General features: G+C 69.6%; 2 protein-coding genes. Both read left to right on the top strand.

Features of this window, described 5'->3' with window-relative positions:
- Nucleotides 1-136 precede the first annotated feature (136 nt).
- Nucleotides 137-13147 (top strand): SDR family NAD(P)-dependent oxidoreductase, encoded by a 13011-nt coding sequence (locus tag D456_RS26675; RefSeq protein WP_017577637.1) that lies wholly within the window; start codon nucleotides 137-139, stop codon nucleotides 13145-13147.
- The gene (locus D456_RS0118310; protein WP_020480252.1) at nucleotides 13140-24431 is read left to right on the top strand and encodes an SDR family NAD(P)-dependent oxidoreductase; all 11292 of its coding nucleotides are present in this window, start codon (nucleotides 13140-13142) and stop codon (nucleotides 24429-24431) included. The genes D456_RS26675 and D456_RS0118310 overlap by 8 nt, the downstream gene beginning before the upstream one ends.

The raw sequence follows: 24431 nt of genomic DNA, 5'->3' as shown, positions 1-24431 counted from the left end.
AGACGTCCTCTCCGGAGTTCGACGGGGCAATCTGTCCACACGGGAGGCGCTCCGTTTCCTCACCGGGGATGCTCCAGAGGCTCCCGCGACCAGTGGGGAACGAACGGAGGAACCGGAGGCCCCCGTCCTCGATCGCGTGAGACGCGTCGTCGAGAACGAGGTACGCCGCCCCGTCTCGCCACAGGAACCCCTGGAACGGTACGGGTTCGACTCGGTCATGGCGCTCAACGTGGTCCGCGCCCTGGAGAACGACTTCGGGGACCTGCCCCCCACACTGCTCTTCGAGCACCGGACCGTCGACGGACTCGCAGCCCACCTGAGCGCCGAGCGCCCCGAGGTTGCCGCACGTCTGGCACGGGCCTCCGGCCCGGAGGAGGTGTCTCCGGAACCGGAGCTCCCCCGCGTCTCCGCGCCCTCGCCCGTGGCCCGCTCCGCGTCCGGTGAGGAGGACATCGACGTCGCGATCGTCGGGATCAGCGGGCGTTTCCCCTCGGCCCCCGACCTCGACGCCTTCTGGGACAACCTGAGGACCGGGCGCGACTGCGTCACGGAGATCCCCGAAGAACGCTGGAACCATGACCTCTACTTCGATCCGGACAAGGGCCGCCCCGGCAAGAGCTACAGCAAGTGGGGAGGTTTCCTGGACGGTGTCGACGCCTTCGATGCCTCCTTCTTCCACGTCTCTCCCCGGGAAGCCGAACGCATGGACCCCCAGGAACGCCTGTTCCTGGAGGAGAGCTGGCACGCCTTGGAGGACGCCGGATACACACGGCAACGCATCTCCGGGCGCGACATCGGGGTCTACGTGGGGGTCATGTACTCCCAGTACCAGCTCTTCCAGGCCGAACAGACGCTCCTGGGCAACCCGTTGTCCCTGGGCTCCTCCTACGCCTCGATCGCCAACCGCGTCTCGTACACGCTCGACCTGCGCGGCCCGAGCATGGCGCTGGACACCATGTGCTCCTCCTCCCTGACCGCCGTCCACCTGGCCTGTGAAGCGCTACGGCGCGGGGATACCGAGGCGGCCCTCGCAGGCGGGGTGAACCTCACCCTCCACCCCGCCAAGTACCTGGACCTCAGTCAGGGACGCTACGCCTCCAGCGACGGGCGCTGCCGCAGCTTCGGTGAGGGGGGCGACGGCTACGTGCCCGGTGAAGGGGTCGGAGCCGTGGTCCTGCGCCCCCTCGCCGAAGCGGAGGCGGACGGGGACCGCATCCACGCCGTGATCCGTGCCAGTGCCCTGAATCACGGGGGGAGGACCAACGGCTACACGGTCCCCAACCCCCGGGAGCAGACCCGCCTCATCGGTGAGACCTACCGCCGGGCAGGTGTCGACCCCGGTCAGGTCGGTTACGTGGAGGCGCACGGCACGGGTACGGCCCTGGGGGACCCCATCGAGATGGCCGCGCTGGACCGCGCCCTGGGCCCCCTCCCCCCAGGGGCGGCACCGCGTGCGGTCGGTTCGGTCAAGTCCAACATCGGACACCTGGAGGGGGCCGCCGGTATAGCCGGTCTGGCCAAGATCGTGCTCCAGATGCGCCATCGTGCCCTGGTCCCCTCTCTGCACTCGGATGAGCTGAACCCCGCCATCGACTTCGGCTCGGGTTCGCTGAGGGTCCAGCGCGAGCTCTCGTCCTGGGAACCGGTCTCGCCCGGTGACGGCTCCGCACCCTCCCCGCGGATCGCCGGACTGAGTTCCTTCGGCGCGGGGGGAGCCAACGCCCACCTCGTCGTCCAGGAATACGTCGACCGCCCGCACCCGGCCGAGGACCATCGGGGACACCATCTCTTCCTGCTCTCCGCCAGGAGTCAGGAGCGCTTGAGTGTTCATGCCGAGAACCTCGCCCGTCACCTGGAACGTCCTGAGCACGAGGGGACCGACGAGGCGGGCCTGCTCGCCTCCGTCGCCCACACGCTGCGCAATGGAAGGGACGCCTGGGACGAACGGCTCGTACTCACCTCCCGTGACCGCGGCACGCTGATCTCGGACCTGAGGTCCGTGTCCCGGGGCCAGACCCCGGAGGGTTCGCTCCGGGGAAGGGTGGAACGGGGCGAGGACGGAGCCCCCGTACCACCCGTGGGCCAGGAGCGGATCGGTGCCTTGACGGAGGCCAAGGACCTGCGCGGGCTCGCCGAGGTCTGGGTGGCGGGTGCGGACGTGGACTGGGCCCCCGTGGAGGAAGGCTCTCCCCGCACGGTCTCGCTTCCCGGGTACCCGTTCCTGCGCGAGCGCCACTGGCCGGAGACGGTTTCGGCCCCCGCCGCCGGTGACGCGCCCACGCACCCCCTGATCGGCCGTGACGCTTCCACCCCGCAGCAGTGCGTCCTCAACACACGGCTGCGGGGGGACCACCCCCTCCTGCGAGGACACGAAGTGCACCGGCAGAGGGTTCTGCCGGCTGCGGCACTGATGGAGATGGCCCGCGCCGCGGGCGCCCGCTCAGGACTGGGCGAGACGCCCGATCTCCTGGACACCGTCTTCGAGACGCCTGTGGCGGTGTCCGCCGAGGGCGTCCACGAAGTGACCGTCGAGGTCGACCGTTCCGACACGGAGGCGGCGTTCACCATCAGTGGCGGCGAACCCGGGAAGGAACCGGCCACGCACGTGCGAGGCCGACTCCGTCGACGCTCGGCCCCCGAGGAGCCGCCCGGGACGCTGGACATCGAAGCGCTCGGTGCGGCGTGCACCGATGGCGTCCCTCCGCACGACCACTACCGGCGCATGGAGGAGGGCGGGCTCGTCCACGGGCCGGGGTTCCGTGTCATCGGCTCCCTCCACACCGGTGACGGCGAGGTGGTCGCCCGACTTTCGGGTGCCCACGCACGGGAGGACGGATACCTTCTGCCTCCGGAGCTGCTCGACGGTGCGTTCCAGGTCCTGGCGTCACTGGGGACGGAGGGCCAGGACGGGAACGCACGCATCCCCTTCGCGGTCGAGCGCATGCGCGTGCACGGTCCGCTGCCGACCGAATGCCGTGTCCACGCCCGTTCCCGCGACGGCGCCTCGGCCGGAGGGCCCTCCGGGGTCTTCGACCTGACGGTGACCGACACCGAGGGCCGCGCCGCGGTGAGTGTCGACGGGCTGGTGGCGCGCCCCGTGCCCACAGTCGGCGATGACACCTTGGTTCTGGAACCGCGGTGGGAGGAACAGAACGGCCTCGCCTCCGTCCTACCCGCACGGACATCGGACGTGCTGCTCGTGTTCTCCGACAGGCAAGCATGCGCCGAAGCCCTCAGCGGACTCCACGGAACGGTTGTCCGAGTACGGGCGGGACAGCGCTTCCACGAGCACACCCCGTACAGCTACGAGATCGATCCGACAGCGGAGTCCCACTACACGAGGCTGCTCGAAGCGGTCGCCCGGACCTCCGGACCGGTGTCCGCGATGGTCCACGACTGGTCCGAGGCCCTGCCGGAATCGGACGAGAACGCACTCGGCCGATCCCTGGACAGGGGCGCCCACTCCCTGCTCGCTCTGTCCCGGGCGATCGCCGGAGGCATGCCGTCCCGGCCCCCGCGCCTGGTCCTCACACACCCCGACGACACCTCGCACGCAGGGCTCATCGGTTCTTCGGCCGCGGCCATGTTCGCCGCGCTCGCCCAGGAGGACCCGAGGACACGGTTCTCCACCTTGGGCCTGCCCGCATGCCCCGATGGCACACCTCTCTGGGACGGGGAAGCCGCCTCCGCGGTCACCGCGGAGCTCGCTCGGACGGACCGGGCCGGGGCCGAGGCGTGCCTTCGCGACGGCCGTGTGCGGGTCCGGTCCCTGGCCGAGCACCGGTACGCGCGGCACGCGACGGCCGCAGGAGCGTCCTCCGCGGGTTTGCGCGAGGAGGGGGTCTACCTCCTCACCGGCGGACTCGGCGGGATCGGCCGCGAACTCGCCCTGTACCTGGCGCGGCACCACCGGGCCCGGCTGGTCCTGAACGGCCGTTCCCCCCTGGACGGGAACGGTGAGTCCTTCCTCTCCGAACTGGCCTCCTCGGGGGGAGAAGGCCTCTACGTGGCCGCGGACTGTTCCGACGGTTCCGGAGCCCGGGAACTCGTCGCCGCAGCCAAGCAGCGGTACGGCCGTGTCGACGGTGTATTCCATCTCGCGGGCACGACCCGGGACGCACTCGTGGCCCGGAAGAAGGAAACGGAGGCGCGGGAGGTCCTCACCCCCAAGATCTGGGGCGCCCACCATCTGGACCTGGCCACACGGCAGGAGCCGCTCGACTTCTTCGCCCTTTTCTCCTCGGCCAGCTCCGTCACCGGTGTGGCCGGCCAGACCGACTACGCGTTCGCGAATTCCTTCCTGAACGGTTTCGCGGACCGGCGAGAGACCCTGCGGGAAGCGGGCGTGCGTTCCGGCAGGACGGTGTCCGTCGCCTGGCCGCTCTGGCGATCGGGTGGTATGGACATCGGCCGGGCCCTCCAGGAAAGGGCGGAGCAGGAACGCGGGTGGGTGCCCCTGCCCTCCGTAACCGCCATGGAGGTCCTGGAGCGTTCCCTCGCCGAGGGGCCCTCCCGCATCGCTGTCTTCCACGGTCACAGGGAACGCATTCTCCGCTCCCTCGGAGGCTCTGGCCGCTCCGTCCCCGACACCGCGGCTGGTTCCGGCGGTGCCGGGGCCGACTCCGCCCCCTCGACCGGAGTACCCCGCGCCCTCACCCGATTCCTGACCACGGCACTCGCCGGAGAACTCAAGCTCCCCGGTGGACGCCTCGATCCCCGAGAGCGGTTCGAGCACCTGGGTGTGGAGTCGGTCATGGCCATGAACATCACCCGGGAACTGGAGGAAGTGTTCGGGGAACTGCCCAAGACGCTCTTCTTCGAGCATTCGAACACCAACGCTCTGGCCCTGTACCTGGTCCAGAACCATCCGGAGGCGGTCACAGAGGCGTTCGGCGGTCCTTCCCGGAGCCCTGCGCCGGAAACCGGGGAAGGGGTGGTACAGGAACGGTCCCGTCCGGCGGAAGCGGCCGCGCCACAGCGCAGGGCCGTGGAGGACGACCCGATCGCGATCGTGGGGCTGGCGGGCCGCTACCCGATGGCGGAGAACCCCGGAGAACTCTGGGAGAACCTTCTCCGGGGCCGGGACTGCGTGTCCGAGGTCCCGTCCGGGCGCTGGGACCACTCCCCGTTCTTCGCGCCCCGGGGCGAGGCGCCCGGCACCTCCTACAGCAAGTGGGGCGGCTTCCTCCGGGACGTGGCCGCCTTTGACCCGTTGTTCTTCAACATCTCTCCGCGCGAAGCCCGCCGGATGGACCCGCAGGAACGGCTCTTCCTGGAGACCGCGTGGCACACTCTGGAGGACGCCGGACACACCCGTGAGGGTCTGGCGGGGCGCGGCGTCGGTGTGTTCGTCGGGGTGATGTACTCCCAGTACCAGCTCTACGGCGCCGACAGAAGGGCCCAGGAGCAGGGGTTCGTACCCGCCTCCCTGTCCGCGGCCGTGGCCAACCGCGTCTCCCACGTCCTGGACCTCCAGGGGCCGAGCCTGGCTCTCGACACGATGTGCTCGTCCTCCCTCACCGCCCTGCACATGGCGTGTGCGAGCATCCGGCTGGGCGACTGCGACGAGGCGATCGCGGGCGGCGTCAACACCATCCTCCACCCCAACCGCTATCTACAGCTCTCCCAGGGGCGCTTCGCCTCCACGGACGGACGGTGCCGCACCTTCGGAGAGGGAGGGGACGGCTACGTTCCCGGGGAAGGCGTGGGAGCGGTCCTGCTCAAACCCCTCAGCAAGGCCCTGGCCGAGGGGGACCACGTCTACGCGGTGGTGCGCGGCACGGCCGTCAACCACGGGGGACGCAGCAACGGTTTCACCGTCCCCACCCCCGCCGCCCAGGCCGAGGTCGTCCGCGCCGCTCTCGAACGGTCCGGTCTCGGGCCCGAACGGGTGGGTTACGTCGAGGCCCACGGTACGGGTACGAGCCTGGGCGACCCGATCGAGGTCGACGGACTCACGCGGGCCTTCGCCGCTTCCGGAGCCGGCGGGGAAACACACTGCGCCGTCGGTTCGGTCAAGTCCAACATCGGACACCTGGAGTCCGCGGCCGGGATCGCCGGTCTGACCAAGGTCCTCCTCCAGATGAAGCACGGCACACTCGTACCCTCCCTGCACTCCGAGCCGGAGAACCCCAACATCCGCTTTGCGGACACGCCCTTCTCGGTGCAACGCGCCACCGAGCCCTGGCACCGTCCGGTCAAAGACGGACGGGAGCTCCCGAGAGCGGCCGCGGTCAGCTCCTTCGGCGCGGGAGGGGCCAATGCCCACGCCGTTCTGGAGGAGTACCTACCGGCCACCGACATGAACACCCGTGTCGCCCCGGGAGCCGTTGCCGAGCTGGTCCCCATCTCCGCACGCACGCCCGAGGGGCTGCGGTCGATCGCTCTGGACCTGGCCGAGGCCGTCGGTGCCCCTGCCACGGCTGAGCCGGCCCCTGCGGTGGACCCGGACGCGGTGTGCGCGGTGGCCGCTCGCGTCCTCGGTGTCCCCGACGCGTCGGTCGATGCCGGGGACGACCTGGAGGATCTGGGCTTCGACGAGGTGTCCCGGTCGGCACTGGCCGAGTGGGCGGGCAACGAGTACGGTGTCCGGCCCGCCCCGGAGGAACTGGTCGCCTGCCGCACCCTCGCCGGGTTCGCCCGCTGGATCGCGGAGAGCGCCCCCCACCGGAGCGGCACCGCACCCGTCACGAACGGGTACCGGCTCCAGGACATCGCCCTGACACTACAGATCGGTCGCGAGCCCCTGGCAGAACGTGCGGTGTTCGTCGTCCGCGACACGGCCGAACTGGCCGAGCGCCTGCGCCGCTTCGGTGCCGGGACCGACGACCCCGACACCGTCCTCGGGAGCGCAACGGGAGACACCGCGCTGATGGACGGGCTGTTGGAAGGGGAAGAGGGTCGTACCTTCGTGGAGTCCCTGCACAGGCGGGGAGACCTCGAACGCATCGCCCGGCTCTGGGCGGCCGGGGCTGACATCGGCCACGCCCTTCCCCTCACCGGATCGGGGGCCCGCCGGGTCTCCCTGCCCACCTATCCCTTCGCCCGGGAGCGTTACTGGGTGCCCGAATGGGGCGAGGCGTCCCCGGCCCCGGGCGTGCCGGTCGGTGATGGCGGTGCCGAGGGCGCGGCCTCCGCCGGCAGTGGCGGACAGCGGCCCGGTGATAAGGAGTCCGCTCCCGTGGAGGCGACTCCGGAACCCCTCGGGGAGACGCCTTCCCGGTTCCCGGAGTCGGACCCGAGAACGGTGCGCGAGACCGTCGCCGGGGCCATGTCCGAGATCCTGGAGATCCCCGCGACCGAGTTCGACCTCGACACCCCCCACGCCGACTTCGGGGTGGACTCCGTTCTCGCCGTGGAGATCGTGGAGCGTTTGAACGAGGCCTTCGGGACCGAGCTCAGGCCCACGGACTTCTTCAACTACACCGATATCCGTTCGCTCAGCGAACACATCATCGGGGAACGGGCCGCACAGCCGTTCAGTGGCTCACGGTACGAGCCCTCACCCGTGCGGCCCGAGCCCTCACCCGCCCCGGACCCGGAGACCACGGCGGCCGGCCGCGACCCGGTTTCTTCACCCGGGTCCGGTGTACAGGTCGCCGCCAGGAGCACGGACGTGGCGGTGATCGGTATGTCCGGACGCTTCGCCCACGCACGGAACCTGGAGGAGTTCTGGGACAACCTCGTCGCCGGCCGTGACTCGGTCGCCGAGATCCCCTCCGATCGCTGGGACACCGAGCGCTACTGGGACCCGGACCGTTCGGAACCCGGAAAGACCTACAGCAAGTGGGGGTCGGTGCTGGCGGACGCCTACGAGTTCGATCCCGCCTTCTTCGGGATGTCCCCCCGTGAAGCACGCTTGATGGACCCGCAGCAGCGCCTCTACATGATGGAGGCGTGGCGGGCCCTGGAGGACGCCGGATACTCCGACCGCTCCGTGGACGGCGCCGAGTACCACTCCTTCGTCGGGGCAGCCATGGGCGATTACCACCACTTGCTGCGGGAGAACGGTGTTCCCACCGAGGGCTACACCTTCACTGGTACGCACCCGGCGATCCTGGCCTCCCGTGCGGCCTATCACCTCAACCTGCGCGGCCCCAGCACCGCGGTCGACACCTCCTGCTCCTCCTCGCTCATGGCCGTGCACATGGCTTGCGAAGCCATCCGCGAGGGCCGGTGCGAGACCGCGTTGGCGGGCGGCGTCGCCGTTCTGCACACGCCTGAACTCCACGTCCTCGCGAGCAAGGCGGGGATGCTCTCCCCGAACGGGCGGTGCAGGCCCTTCGACGACGGGGCCGACGGCTTCGTCCCGGGCGAGGGCGTCGGGGTCGTCGTGCTCAAGAGCCTCGACGCCGCACTACGGGACGGGGACCACATCCGCGGGGTCCTCAGCGCCACCGGGGCCAACCAGGACGGCAGGACCAACGGCATCACCGCCCCCAGCGCGCCATCGCAGAGCGCCTTGGAGAGCGACGTCTACCGCCGTTTCGGGGTCGATCCCGAGCAGATCGGATACGTCGAATGCCACGGCACCGGCACCCGTTTGGGCGACCCGATCGAGATCGAGGCACTGACCGAGGCGTTCTCCCGGTTCACCGACCGCAAGGGGTTCTGCGCGATCGGGTCGGTCAAGTCGAACCTGGGGCACACACTGACAGCCGCGGGTGTGGCCGGCCTGATCAAGGCCTTGCTGTGCATCGAACACGGCAGCCTGGTCCCCTCCCTCCACTTCGAGGACACCAATCGCCACATCCCCTTCGCGGACGGGCCCTTCCGTGTGAACACCGAAGCCCGCCCCTGGGCCCGTCCGAGCGGCGGCTCGCGGACCGCCGCCGTCAGCTCCTTCGGGTTCAGCGGTACCAACGTCCACGTCGTCGCCCGGGAAGCCCCGGCCGCACGGGCACGGGTACCGGAAGGGACGGACCGCACCTATCCGGTCCCCGTATCAGCAAAGACCCCCGAAGCACTGCGAGCACGCCTGCTCGACCTCTCCCGGTGGTTGGAGACCGACGGGTCGCGCCACGAGTGGCGCGACATCGCCTTCACCCTGGCGGTCGGACGGTCGCACTTCGACGTCCGCGAGGTGTTCACGGCCGACGGACCCGAGGAGTTGCGCCGCCGGATCGGCCTGTCCGCCTCTCGGCAGGACCGAGGAGGCGCCAGAGTCGTCGAAGGGGCTTTCTCCGACACGGTGCGGCGGTACCGGGAGGGAGAGGACGTCGACTGGTCGCCCGTGTTCGCGGGGCAGACCTGCAGGAGAGTGCCTCTCCCCACCTACCCGTTCGCCCGGGAGGAGTACCGGGCTCCGGGCACGGAGGCCGAACCGCCCACGGAGGCCGAACCGCCCACGGAGGCTCTCCGAGGACGTGTCCCGGAGCCCTCGGACGGGACGTCGAGGAAGTACTGGATCGCGGCGGACGATCCCGTCGTCCGTGACCACGTCGTCGACGGGAGTCCTCTCCTGCCCGCCGCCGGACACCTGTCCCTGGTCCACCGGGCCTGGCGGGACCTGGCCGGCGACGAACCGGTCACCCTCACCCGCTGTGTCTGGCTGCGCCCGGTCTTCGTCGAGAACGGAAAGGAGGTCGAGGTCCTCCTCCGCCCGAGGGGCGCGGAAGAGTCGGGAGAACTGTCCTTCGAGGTCCGGACCGCCGACTCCGCCGGGGAGCCCACCGTGCACAGCAGGGGGACGGTCTCCGCCGGGACCGGACACGGAGAACGGGTGGATCTTTCCCGCATCGAGGAAACTTGTGACCGGGAGGTCACCGGACGGGAACACTACGACCGTTTCACCAGGATCGGGGTGCTCTACGGGCCCAGGTTCCGAACGGTGAAGGGGATCGCCCTGAACCGGTCGCAAGCTCTGGCCTCACTCGTGCACGAGGGGCCGGAGGAAGGGCTGCCCGCCGGGGTCCTGGACGGCGCCATCCAATCGGTGGCCGCGTTGCAGCCCGAGACGCCGGGCCAGCGGCCGCACGTCCCCTTCGCCATGAACGGGATCCGCGTGCTGCGCCCAGTTCCGGAGAAGAGCTTCGCCCATGTTCACCAGGCTTCTCCCGGGGAGTGCGCGCTGAAGATCGTCGATGTGGACGGAAACCCCTGCGTCGTCATCGACGGGCTCTCCTACCGTGAGCTCAAGCCCCGAGTACCCACGCGCCTCTTTCGACCCCACTGGCGTGCTCTCGGCCCCGTCGAGGACGCCGGGCGCACGGAAGGGCCCGTACTGATCATCGCACCCGGTGAGACGTACGGCCTCGACCGGCGACTGGCCGAACTGCACCGGGACGCCGACACACACGTGGTGCGGCCGGCCCCGGGTGATCCCGCTGCCCTGGAGAAGGCGATCGCCCCTCTGCCCGGGCCGGAGCGGATCTACTTCCTGGGAGGACTCGACGACGGTTCCGCCGGTCCCGGCGGAACCGACCTCCATTCCCTGGCCGACCTGGAACGGGCCCAGGAGAGCGGGGTACGCTCCCTCTTCCGGGCGGTCAAGGCGCTGTTGTCCCGCGGCTCGGCCGAGCTGCGGCCCCACCTGACGGTCGTGACCGCCGGCGTCCACGCAATCGACGGGACGCGGCCCGGGCGCCCCTTCGCGGCCGGACTGTCAGGCCTGACGAAGTCCTTGGCGAAGGAGTACCCGGACTGGCGCGTCGCTTGTCTGGACGTGTGCCCCGACCAGCTGGTCCGCGACCCCGGGACCGTGGCAGCGTCGGTGGTGGACGAACCCGGACACCCTCTGGGCAACGAAGTCGTCCTGCGCAGGGGCCACAGGTGGGAGCGGGTCCTCGTCGAATCCCGCACCGAGGAGCCCTCCGGACCGGCCCTCAGGCAGGGCGGCAGCTACCTCGTCCTCGGCGGAGCCGGAGGGATCGGCGCGGAGCTCGCCCTGCACCTGGCTCGCTCCTTCTCGGCCAGGATCGCCCTGGTGGGGCGCCGCCCGCAGGACGCGGACATCGAAGCGCGCATCCGAGCCGTCACCGACGCCGGCGGCAGCGCCTTCTACATCCAGGCCGACGCCTCGGACGACCGGTCGATGCGGGAGGCCGTCGAGCTCGCGCGCGAGCGCCACGGCGTCCTCCACGGCGTGTTCCACTCGGCCCTGGTCCTGCGCGACGCACGTGTCGCCGATCTGGACGAGGCGGCTTTCGAGGCGGCCCTGGAGCCCAAGGTCCGGGGGGCGGTCACCCTCGCCAGGGCTCTGCGCGGCGAAGAGCTGGACTTCCTGGCCTTCTTCTCCTCCGCCCAGTCCTTCAGCGGCAACGCCGGCCAGTCCAACTATGCGGCGGGCTGCGCCTTCAAGGACGCCTACGCCGCGGCGCTGTACGAGTCCGGTGTACCAGTGCGTATCGTCAACTGGGGGTACTGGGGTGAGGTCGGCGTCGTGGCCAAGGCCGCCTACCGGCGCAGGATGCGCGCGGTCGGTGTGCACTCCATAGACACCGCCGAGGGCATGCGCGCACTGGAGACCGTCCTCTCGGGCCGTACCGTCCAGACCCTGGTGCTCAAGGCCGAGGACCGGGTCCTGGACAGGTTCGGTGTGACCACGGACCGCGTCGGGGCCCCGGAACCCTCCGCCGAGCCCTCAGCCGGATCCGGGTGGGACCCGCTCGCGGGACGCCCGTTGGGACCCGAACCCGACGGAGACAGGCTCGCCGAGGCGCATTCGGCCCTTGACGCACTGGGCGCGGCCCTGCTGATGCGTTCGTTCCGTGAACTCGGGGTGTTCCGGGAACCGGGGGAGCAGCGTTCGGCCCGGAGTCTGCCGGCCGAACTCGGCGTGGTCGGCGAGCACGCGCGTCTTGTACCTGCCCTCGTCGACATCCTGTGCCGGGAGGGGTTCCTGACCAGGGACGGCGGCCTCCTGACATCGGTGCGAGAGATGGAGGGCGACCCGCAGGAGGGGTTGGCGGCCCTGGCCGCCGACCGCCCGGAGGTCGCGGCACACACAGAATTGTTGAGGGCGTGCCTGACCCGCTACCGGGATCTTCTGCGGGGCGCGACCGATCCGACGTCGGTGCTCTTCCCGGGCTCCTCGATGGAACTGGTCGAGAACGTCTACAGGGGAGATCCCCTGGCGGACCGCCTCAACACGCTCGCCGCTCATGCGGTGGCGGCCTACGCCCGCGAGCGGAGTGGCCCGCGACGCCTGCGGATCCTCGAGGTGGGAGCAGGCACGGGCGGAACCACCGAAGCAGTCCTCGCAGCTCTGGAACCGCATGCGTCGGACATCGAGTACGTCTACACAGACCTGTCCGCCGGGTTCTTGCGCCACGGACGGCGCCGCTTTGCCCAGGAACACCCCTTCGTGGCCTTCTCCCGGCTCGACATCGAGTCGGACCCCGCGGATCAGGGTTTCGAGGCGGGAACCTTCGACATCGTCCTGGCCGCGAACGTCCTGCACGCCACCCGGGACCTGGACCGGACCCTGGCCCACGTTCGGCGACTCCTCGGGGAGAACGGTCGGCTCATCCTCAGCGAGACCACGGCCTTCAGCCCTTTCGCCACTCTGACCTTCGGGCTGCTGGAAGGGTGGTGGCGCTTCGACGACGACCACCTGAGGATCCCGGGTTCTCCCCTGGCAACGGTCCGTACGTGGACACGGTTGTTGGAACGGCAGGGCTTCACCCGGATCTCCGCACACGCCCCGGCCCGGTCCTCGGGTCGGGAGATCGGCCAGAAGGTCCTGATCAGCGACCTGGCCTCGGCAGGTACGGCCGAGACCGTGCCTGCCCGCGCCGATGACGGAGCGGTGGGCGAGGAGGAGCCCGGCGGTGTCGAGACCCGCGACAGGGACCGTGTCCAGGACGAATTGGCCCGGAGTATCGCTCGGACGCTCGGACGGGCGGATGCCGACATCGACCCGGAACGCCCTTTCACGGACTACGGGGTCGATTCGATCATCCTCGTCGAACTGGTGGAGACCATCAATCGGCAACTGGGGATCGAGCTGAGGACGACGGCTCTCTTCGACCACCCCACTCTGGGAGAACTGGCGGAGTTCGTCTGCGCCGAGTACGGGCCGGACACACCCACGGACGCCGTGGACGACCGGGACGTCCCGGAGGAACTTTCCTACCTCGAGCGCTTGGCTGCGGGTGAGCTGACGCTCGACCAAACCTACGAACGGCTGGAGCGGTCCGGTGAATAACGAGCTCAGGACCATTCTCGAACTCGTCGAGGCGAAGAGCATCTCGCCCGAGGAGGGACGGCGGCGTATGGCGGAACTGCGTTCCGCGCCGGCGCACTCCGTGACACCCGCCGCCGAGGGCGGCACGGAAGAGGGGGACGTCCGGCGTGTGGCGGTGATCGGCCTCGACGGACGCTTCTCCGGTGCCGCGGACCCCGGGGAGTTCTGGCGCGACCTGAGCGGGGGTGTCTGCTCCGTCCGCGAGGTCCCCGCCGAACGGTGGGACGCCGAACGCTACTACGATCCCGATCCGGCCGCGCCAGGCAGGACCAACTCGCGGTGGGGAGGGTTTCTCGACTCCGTCGACTCCTTCGATCCCTTGTTCTTCAACATATCCGGGCACGAGGCGGAGAGGATGGACCCCCAGCAGCGCCTGTTCCTGGAAACGGCGTGGACGGCCCTGGAGGACGCCGGATACGCCACCGGGGGGACCGACGGCCTCGACTGCGGGGTGTTCGCCGGAGCGCCGGCGAGTGACTACGTGTCCGATTCCCAACGGTCCGGGATCGATGCGGACGCGCAGGTCCTCATGGGAAACGACACGGCCATCCTCCCCGCCAGGATCTCCTACCTGCTCAACCTGCGCGGTCCGAGCATCGCTCTGAACACCGCCTGCTCGTCGTCCCTGGTCGCAATCCAGCTCGCGTGCCAGGCCATCGAGTCCGGGCAGTGCGAGATGGCGCTCGCGGGCGGGGTCTGCCTGTTCGTCGGGCCCGGGTTCTACATCTCCGCGAGCAAGGCCCAGATGCTCTCCCCACGAGGCCTGTGCCGGACCTTCGACGAGGAAGCGGACGGCTTTGTCCCGGGGGAAGGGGCCGGGGTCGTCGTACTCAAGGACCTGGAAGCGGCCCTGCGCGACGGAGACCACGTGCGCGGGGTCGTCCTGGCGGGGGACACCAACCAGGACGGCAAGACCAACGGGATCACGGCCCCCAGCGCCAAGGCACAGGCGGACGTGCAGGCCTCCACCTACCACAGGGCCGGTATCAGCCCGGAGAGCATCTCCCTGGTCGAGGCGCACGGCACGGGCACACCGCTGGGCGACCCGATCGAGGTCGATGCCCTGACCCGGTCGTTCCGCCGGTTCACCGACCGCGCCGGTTTCTGCGCCATCGGCTCGGTAAAGACCAACATCGGACACACCGGACAGGCCGCGGGGGTGGCCGGCCTCATCAAGGTCCTGCTCGCCCTCGAGCACGAGACGATCCCGCCGAGCCTGCACTTCTCCAAGGAGAACCCGCGCATCGGCTTCTCCGAGACCCCCTTCCACGTACCCACCGAACCACTCCCCTGGCCGCGTACACCGGGCGCGCCGCGAAGGGCGGCACTGAGCTCCTTCGGCTACAGCGGCACCAACGCACACCTTGTGGTGGAGGAACCGCCCGTGGCTCCGCGACGGACGGAAGGGGCCGGCGACCAGCTGTTCCTGTTCTCCGCCAAGACTCGGGAAGCCCTGGAGGCCCGCATCACCGACATGCGTGACCTGCTACGGGGCACGGGCGCGGGGGTCCACCTGCCCGATGTCGCCTTCACCCTCCACGCGGGACGCATGCACTTCCCGTACCGGGCGGCCGTGGTTGCCGGCGACGCCGACGAACTCGCCGAAGCCCTCGAGGCCGAACTCCGGGAAGGTGTCCGGGAGGTGCCGAAGCTCGGCACCGCAGAGAAGAGGCGGAGCGCACTGAAGCTGCGCGAGGAACTGGAACGTTCGGCCCGGGGAGGGGAGCGCCGCCGGGTCCTCGAAGAGGCGGCGGGTCTCTACGAGCGGGGTCTGACCCCGGACCCCGAGTCCTTCTTCGATGGCTCCGAGAGCCGCGTCCCCCTGCCGACCTACCCCTTCACCCGGGAGCGTTACCGCATCGACCAGCCGCAGGCCGATGGTGACGGAGAAGGCAAGACCCACGAAACACCCGCGGAGGAGGGGCCGGGGCTGGTTCTGGAAGACCTCTCCGACGGCGACGGACCCCGTTACCTGTTCCGTCCCGAGGGCGCCGGGTTCCTCGTCGACGACCACGTTGTCGGCGGTAAGAAGATCCTGGCGGGCATGGCCTCCCTGGAGTTGGCCAGAGCCGCCGGAACCCTCTCCCGTGGGACCGCAGCCGACCGCGTGGAAAACGTGGTGTGGCACCGGCCGCTGACGGCCGACCACCCGGAAGGGCTCGAGATCGCACTCACCTCGGTGGAGGAGGGGACGCGGTTCGACATCCGTGACGCGGGCGCGCAGACACCCGGGGTGAGCGGCCTCCTGCGTTTCGGCTCCCGGCCTCCGGAGGAACCCCGCGCTGACCTCGAACGCCACGGGGCCGGCCGTCGCCTGTCCGCGACCGAGTGTTACCGCAGGTTCTCAGAAATCGGGTTCGACTACGGCCCCGGGTTCCGGGTGCTCGAATCCGTCCATGGCCTCGGGGACGAGGTGGTGGCCAGGCTCGGCCTCCCTACCGGGCTCACGTCGGACCCGACCCGCCATCCTCTGCACCCCGCCCTCCTGGACGGCGCTCTACAGGCGATGATCGGCCTCGACCCGGACTCCGGGGAGGCGGCGACCCCGCGCGTCCCCCACACGCTGGCCGAGGTCACCGTCCACGCCCCTTTGACCGCGGCATGCGCGGTCCATCTCGTCCGTGGAACGGACGGGGGGTTCGACGCCCGGATCATGGACGAGGAGGGCAGGGTCCTCGTCTCCCTGCTCGGTCTGACCACGGTACCGCTTCCCGCGCCGCAGAGCGGGGAACGCATCCTCCGCTTCGTCCCCGAACTCCTGCCCCTGACCACGATCCCCGCCAGAGAGCCGGCACGGGCCACCCTCGTGCTCGACACCGACGGGGGGCACGCCGAACGGTTGCGTGCGGAGGAGGACGGAACGTTCGTCCTAGTGACACCGGGCCGGTCGCTCCGCCGTATCACCGAGGAGCACTTCGAACTCGACCCTGAATCACCGGAGGACCATGCCCGGCTCATGGACTCCTTGCCGCAGGGAAGCCGGCCGGAACGCATCCTGGTGTTCTGGGACCTTCCTGCGGCGGCCTGGGAAGACGACCCGGGGGGACTCGATCCCGACCGGTCCTTCCACCGGCTCTTGGCGCTGTGCCAGGCGTTCAGCGCGAGAGCACGCACGGAACCCCTGACCGTGCGGGTGGCCTGCGCCGAAGGGGCAAGTTCCCCGCTGGGTGCCTTCGCCAGGACCGTGCGGTCGGAGGAGCCGGACCTGTACCTCCAGGCAGTCGGACTCCCCGGGGGACCCGGGGACGGCGGCGCGGGCTCCGTGGCCCGGGACGTCCTGTTGGGGGCCGGTTCCCGGGAGGAGCCGGCGGAACTGCGGGTGCTACGGGACGGTACGGTGCTGTGCCCCTCCTTCCGGGAACTGCCGCCCCCGGGGGACTCCGCCGGTTCTGACATCAGGAGCACGGGCTTCTACCTGATCACGGGTGGAGCAGGACACGCGGGCCGGATCCTGGCGGACCACCTCCTGTCCCTCGGCGCGCGAGTCCTGCTCACCGGAAGATCCGAACCGTCCCGGGCATTCGGCGAGGAGCTCTCCGCCCGCTCGGACCGGCGCCTGTCCTACGCCAGGGCCGATGCGGCCGATCCTGTCGGGATGGCCCGGGTCCTGGCCGGAGCCAGGGCGGAGTTCGGAGCCCTCAACGGGATCGTGCACGCGGCCGGCGTCGTTCGCGACCGCCTCATGGCCGCCAAGAGCGCGGAACAGGCGGACGAGGTGATCGGTGCCAAGATCCGCGGGATCCGTGTCCTGGACCGGCTCACCGAGAGCGACCCCCTGGACTTCGTGGTCCTGTGCTCCTCGCTCACCGCGGCCGTCGGCAACGTCGGCCAAGTGGACTACGCCTACGCCAACGCCGCTCTGGACGCCTTCGCCGAAGAGCGCGAACTCCTGCGCGAACGCGGAGAGCGCCAGGGCCGTACGGTCTCTGTGGCTTGGCCCGCCTGGGCCGGAGGGATGGCCACGGCCTCGGACAGGCCGGAGGACGGCCCCGGTGCGTGGATGCTCGGCCGGGACGAGGCGACCTCGCTCTTCGACGAGGCCTTGGCCTTCGACGGCCCCCGGCTGTCGTTCTTCAAGGGGGACCCCGAGGAGATCAGGTCGGTCCTGGTGGCCGGACCCTCGTCCGGAGAAGGCACGGTCCGGAAGGAGCCGGCCGGCGCCGGACCAGCTGAGGACGTACGGGGACTCCAGGAAGCGGCCCGGAGTCTGTTGGCACGCGTTCTCGCCGAGGTCCTGCGGATCCCTGAGGAACGGATCTCTCCCGATGAACCCCTGGATTCCTATGGTTTCGACTCCGTCATGGTCGTGCGCCTGACCAGCCGTCTGGAGAAGGAGTTCGGCCCCCTGGCCAAGACGCTGTTCTTCGAGCACCGGAGCATCGGAGAACTCGCGGAGTACTTCGTCAGGAGACACCCCGACGTCCTGGCCGCGAAGGCCCCTTCTCCAGCGGTGTCCGAGACCTCCACCGGAACCTCGCAAGCGGTGCCTCCGCCGACCGGGTGTACGGCCACCGGGGACTCCGCATCCACGGCGGTGGTACCGGTGGTGTCCTCCGGCGAGAACGGGGAGATCGCCGTCATCGGGGTCAGTGGCCGCTATCCTCAGGCACCCGATCTGGACACCTTCTGGGACAACCTCGTACACGGCCGTGACGGCGTGACCGAGATTCCCGAGGACCGTTGGCCCTTGGCGGGGTTCTACAGTCCGGACGGGCGCCCTGGAACCAGCTATTCCAAGTGGGGAGGTTTCCTCGACGGGATCGACCGGTTCGATTCCCTCTTCTTCAACATCTCCCCCAAGGAAGCCGAGGCGATGGACCCCCAGGAACGCCTGTTCCTGGAGAGCGCCTGGCACCTGCTCGAAGACGCCGGTTGCCCCCGCAGCCGTCTAGCGGGCGGGGACACGGGAGTCTTCGTCGGCGTCATGTACGGGCACTATCAGCTCGTGGAGGGCGAGGACGGCCGAGCCGGTGTCTCCTCCTTCGCCTCCGTGGCCAACCGAGTCTCCTACTTCCTCGACCTCCACGGCCCCAGTCTCGCGCTCGACACGATGTGCTCGTCCTCGTTGACGGCGATCCACCTTGCTTGCGAGAGCCTGCGCAGGGGCGAGTGCTCCACGGCCATCGCCGGAGGGGTCAACCTCAGCCCGCACCCGAGGAAGTACCTCCAACTGAGTCAGACCGGTTTCGCTTCCTCCGACGGCCGCTGCCGCAGCTTCGGTGCCGACGGCGACGGTTACGTTCCGGGAGAGGGGGTGGGAGCCCTCCTCCTCAAGCCCCTGGACGCGGCGGTGGCGGACGGCGACACCGTCCATGCGGTCATCAGGGGCAGCGCGGTCAACCACGGCGGCAGGACGAACGGATACACCGTCCCGAACCCGAGGTCCCAGCGCGCCGCCGTCACCGAGGCGCTCCGGCGCTCAGGGACCGACCCCTCCGAGGTCGGTTACGTCGAGGCGCACGGAACGGGCACCTCGCTCGGGGACCCGATCGAGATCGCCGCACTCGACGGGGCCTTCGCCCCGGGAGGGGCGCAGGTCGACACCGTGCCGATCGGCTCCGTGAAGTCCTCGATCGGGCACCTGGAGTCGGCGGCGGGGATCGCGGCGGTCACCAAGGTCCTCCTGCAGATGCGGCACGGAGCACTGGTGCCTTCCCTGCACGCCGATCGACCCAACCCCGAGATCGACTTCGAGAACTCGCCGTTCCAAGTGCAACGGGAGTTCTCCCCCTGGGAGCCCAAGGGGGAGTACGGGCGTGTTGCGGGGGTGAGTTCCTTCGGCGCGGGCGGAGCCAACGCCCACGTGATCCTGAGCGACCACCGGGGCGGACCCGACCAGGAGGAGCACAGCGAGCAGGACGGGAGCCCCCAGATCCTGGTGCTCTCGGCGAGAACGCGAGAAGCACTGGCGGAATCCGCGCGGCGCACGGCCGAGCGCCTGGGGCGCCACGTCACCGGTGAACCGCGCGAACTGCTGCCGTTGCTGGCGGAGGATCTGACCGGGCGCATCGGCGGGATCCTGGGCCTGCGCAGCGGTGACCTCCACTCCGACGACTCCTTGGCCGAGAGCGGGCTGGACGAGGTGGCGCGTGCACGCCTCGGCGCCGAGCTGGACGCGGTCTACGGGCTGAGGGGAGACGACCTGCCCCCCGCTCCGGACACCGTCGACGAACTCGCCGCGAACCTGGTGGAGTTGCACCGCGACGCACTACGGTCCTTCTTCGGCGTGGACGGGGGCCCTGCCCCGACGTTCCGGCGGGAACGCCCGAGGTTGGCGGACATCGCCCACACCCTGCAACGCGGACGCGAGGCCATGCAGGAGAGGATGGCCTTCGTGGCTCGCGACCTCGCCACCGCGGTCCGCACCCTCACGGCCTTTGCGGAGGGAAGTACCGCCCCGGTCCCGGTCTTCCGCGGTACCGCGCCCGCTCACCCGGTCGTATCGACGGGGGCGGACGGGAACGGTGACCCTGCGACGGCCGGACCCGGACCGCTCGACGGGCAAGCAATGGAAGAACTCGCCCGGCTCTGGACGGTCGGCACGGACATCGACTGGCGACCACTGCACTCCGGACGCCGCAGGACGGTCTCCCTGCCCGGCTACCCGTTCACTGCGGACCGGCACTGGATCTCGGAGTCCCCGGCAGTACCACAGACCCCTTCCACACCGAGAACGGAACGATCCGTGCGCACATCCGAGACACCGCCGCAGCCGACCGCTCCACCGGCGCCGAAGGAGCTCCTGGCCTCTGTACGCCGACAAGTCGTGGAGCTCGCGGCGCGGGCCATCGGCCTGGATCCGGAGCGGATGGAGGCCCCGGTCGGCCTGAACGATTACGGGTTCGACTCCATGTCCTTCAAGGACCTCGCCGGCCGGATCTCCGACCACTACGGGGTCGACTTCTCGCCCGCCCTCTTCTTCGAGCGGCCGAGTCCCGAGGCGATCGCACAGTGGCTGGTGGAGGAGCACGGCGACCGGCTCTCGGACACCGTTCCCGTCGGACCCCCGGAATCGGCCGGGAGCGCGGGCACGGCCCTGTCCGACCCGTCGCAGACCTTCGCCGTCCACCAGGGACAGGAGGACGAGGGGACCGAACCCATCGCCATCATCGGTATGAGCGGGAGGTTCCCCGGTTCCCCCGGCCTCGACCGGTACTGGGAGAACCTTCGCGACCAGCGCGACCTCGTCACCGAGATCCCCTCGGAACGTTGGGACTGGCGCGAGCTCGACAGCGAGTCGCTGCCGCCGGAGGAACGTTGTCCCTTCCGCTGGGGCGCCTTCATCGAGGGGGCCGACCGGTTCGATCCCCTGTTCTTCGGTATCTCCCCGGCCGAAGCGGAGATGATGGACCCCCAACAGCGGGTACTCCTGGAAACAGTGTGGTCGACCTTCGAGGACGCCGGTTACCGTCCCTCCGAATTGGGCGGGAGCGACATCGGCCTGTTCGCCGGCATCCAGTTCAACGACTACCAGCACCTCATGCACGAGGCCGGTGTGCTGAACGCCCAGGCGGCCCTGGGCAACGAGCACTCCATCTCCGTCAACCGCATCTCCTACCTGCTCGACCTCCACGGACCGAGTGAACCCGTCAACACTGCCTGTTCCAGTTCCCTGGTCGCCGTCCACAGGGCGATCCGTTCGCTGCGCAGCGGCGAGAGCAGTATGGCGGTCGCGGGAGGAGTGGCGCTGAACCTCTCATCCCACTCCACGGTCGCGGCCGGGATGATGGGGCTGCTGTCCTCCGACGGCAGGTGCAAGACCCTGGACAGCCGCGCCAACGGATACGTCAAGGGCGAGGGCGTGGGGACGGTTCTCCTCAAGCCCCTGTCCCGGGCCCTGGCCGACGGAGACCACGTCCACGCGGTCATCCGCGGCACTTCGGTCAACCACGGCGGCCGGTCCGCGTCGTTGACGTCCCCCAATCCCCAGGCCCAGGCACGGTTGTTGCGGTCGGCGTGGGAGGAGGCCGGTGTTTCCTCCGACAGCGTCGGTTACCTCGAACTCCACGGAACGGGGACCGAGCTCGGAGACCCAGTGGAGATCAACGGCATCAAGTCCGCCTTCGGAAGCGGGGCCGGCCCCGTCTCGTGCGGTATCGGGTCGGTCAAGACCAACATCGGGCACCTGGAGCCGGCCTCCGGGATCGCGGGACTACTCAAACTGGTCCTGTCCATCCGGCACAGGACCCTGCCGGGGATCGTCCATCTCGACCAGGTCAACCCCTATGTGGATCTGGAGGGGACCCCGTTCCAGATCGTTCGCGAGACCATGCCCTGGGAACCGTTCGCGGATGGGCGCGGAGGGAGAACGCCCCTGCGTGCAGGCGTGAGCTCGTTCGGGTTCGGCGGGGTCAACGCACACGCCGTCGTCGAACAACATCTTCCCCCTCAGAGGAGGGAGGAGGAGCAGCCGGACGACCGTGATCTGGTCTTCGTGTTCTCAGCCCACACCGAGGAAGCCCTGGAGGGGGTCCTCACGCGTTTCCGCGAACGAGCCGAGCGCTGGGAAGAGGAGGGAGACCGTCCTTCCGCCGGCGCCGTGGCCTTCACACTGCGCAGCGGCCGCGAGGAGATGGCCGAGAGGCTCGCCGTCGTCGCAACCGATCTGGCCTCGCTCCGGACCGCACTGGGGAATTTCCTCGACGGTGCGGACCCGGGGGCCGGGGTGTACAGGGGACGCGCCGAGGCATCAGGCACGGAGGAGGCGAAGGACGCTCCCGCGTTGGCCCGCGCCTGGGTCCGGGGAGCCGAGGTCGACTGGGACACGGTCCTTCCCCTGCCGGGGGTGAGAACCCCCCTGCCCACCTACCCCTTCGCGGGACGGCGCTACTGGTTCCCCGAACCCGAACACCCCAAGCACGGATTCCCCGGTGCCGAGGTCGGGCGCGCCGCCGGGCCCGGCAACGCACAGGGGCCGGTCCCCCAACCGGGACTCAGCGGACAGGAACTCGTCCAAGGGGTTCTGCACAATCTCCTGGTTGGAAAGCTCAAATTGGAGGAGGGAGAGCTGGACGACGACCGCGACCTCCAGGACTTCGGCGTCGACTCCATGCTCAGTGCGATGATTATGCAGACCGTTCAGGAGGAGTTGGACGTACAGCTACCCTTGACGGCACTGGTCGACCATCCCACGGTTCGCTCCCTGGCCCGGTACATCTTCGAGGAGGAGTTCGAAGGTCGGGATCCCGAGTACCTGGCGGGTGCGGCCGCCGGGCAGGGGGCGGCCGGCGCGAGCGCACGCAAACAGGGCAACACCCTGCCCCCCGAGATCTTGCCGATCAACACCCGGGGGGAGGGACAGACCTCTTTCTGGGTACACGGAGCCACCGGCTACTCCACCTGGTTCCAGGAGCTGTCGGACATGCTCGGACCGGACTACCCCTTGTACGCGTTCCAGGCCAAGGGCACCGACGGCCGCTCCATGCCCCACTCCCTGGAGGAGATGGTGGACCACTACGTCGAGTGTGTGCGCATGGTCCAGCCGGAGGGCCCCTACGTCCTCGGCGGATACTCCTTCGGCGGGCTCATCGCCATGAACATGGCCCGGAAGCTCAGCGAGGAGGGTGAGACCATTCGCCACCTGGTCATGTTCGACACCTATCCCGCGACGCAGGAGGTCTTCGACCGCCACGTCGGGATCTACGACGAGGATTTCCTCCAGACCTACCTGACCAACTACTTCCTCAAGGTCGACCGGTACCCGGAGCGGGCCATCCGCAAGGAGGACATCGCCCACCTGCCCGCGAGCCTGCGTGTAGCCGAACTCGCCAAGCTGGCCAAGGAACGCGGGCAGAAGAGGATCTCGGCCGACGACATCTACTTCTACCTGAGCGGCGGGCTCACCTGTTCGGCGCACTCCGAGGGCATCTACCAGCAGTACGAGATGCTCCCCTACGACGCCTCTCCCGTTCTCTTCTTCCAAGCCACCGACGGGTTCACCGGCAGGGCCAGCGCCCTCTACTGGGAGCCGACCCGCATCCTCGACGGGTACGACTACCTCGAACCCTGGAAGGAGATCGTCCAGGACGATTTCCGCGTCGTCGAACTGGACAACGATCACCTCAACATGCTGGAGAACCCGACTCTTCCGATCGCGGCCCGACAGATCGAGGGGGTTCTCAGGCAGCCGCCGGCCCTCGACCCCGAGCGGTACGAGAACTTCAGTAGCGCGTTCGAGGCGGTCACCGAGTTCGGGGCCCAGCTTCTGGCCGACCGGTTGCGGGACGCCGGCGTGCTTCCCGCCGCGGGCGGTTCCACGAGCCGGGAGGAGCTGGCCGACCACCTCGGCGTGGAGGGCCCCGAACGCGAAGGCATGCTGCACGCGTGCGTGGACATCCTGGAGCGGGAGGGCTATCTGAGGCCCGACGGGAACCGGCTCATGGCCACACCCGAGCTCGATGCCGTCGAACGCCTCTCGGAGGGGGACGCTGCCCGGGCAAGGGCCGAGGAGCTGGCGGCCGAGCACCATGAGGCCGCCGACTACCTGCCCTTGCTCCTCGCATGCCAGGAAGCGATACCCGAAGTCCTCTCCGGTAGTCGCCCCGGGACCGACGTGGTCTTCCCGGACGGATCGATGGAACTGGTTGCCGAGGTCTACAAGGGCAACCTCCAGTCCGAGTACCACAACAAGCTGGTGGCCGAACGGGTGCGGGAACACGTCCGTTCTTTCGCGCGGAGGTTCCCCCGGTCCACCGCCCACGTCTTCGAGGTGGGGGCGGGAACCGGCGCCACCAGTGCCGCGGTCCTGGAGGCCTTGTCCGAGGACACCGAGCGGTTGCGGTACTTCTACACCGACATCGGCCCGGCCTTCCTACGGGTGGCCGAGGACCGGTTCGGCACCGAAGGGGGCTTCCTGGACTTCACCGTCTACGACATCGAAGGGGCCCCCGAGCCCCAGGGGATCGAACCCTGTTCGATGGACGTGGTGGTCGCGAGCAACGTGCTGCACACCACCAGGCGTGTCGACCGCACCCTGAGCCAGTGCTCCGCCCTCCTCAAGACCGGCGGCGTCCTGATCCTCAACGAGCTCACGGACCGACTCGACTACAACACCCTCACCTTCGGGCTCACCCCCGGCTGGTGGGCGTTCGAGGACGAGCGGATCCAGGGCACGCCCCTCCTCCGGGCGAGCGGCTGGAAGGCGGCTCTCCAGGAGGCCGGTTTCACGGATGTCGAGTTCCACGGAGTGCCCGGCCTGGAATGCGATGAACACAGTCAGTGCGTCATCGTCGGTCTCAAGAGATGA

The organism is Nocardiopsis kunsanensis DSM 44524, from assembly GCF_000340965.1.
Lineage (GTDB): Bacteria > Actinomycetota > Actinomycetes > Streptosporangiales > Streptosporangiaceae > Nocardiopsis > Nocardiopsis kunsanensis.
This window is presented reverse-complemented; position numbering and strand designations above follow the sequence as displayed.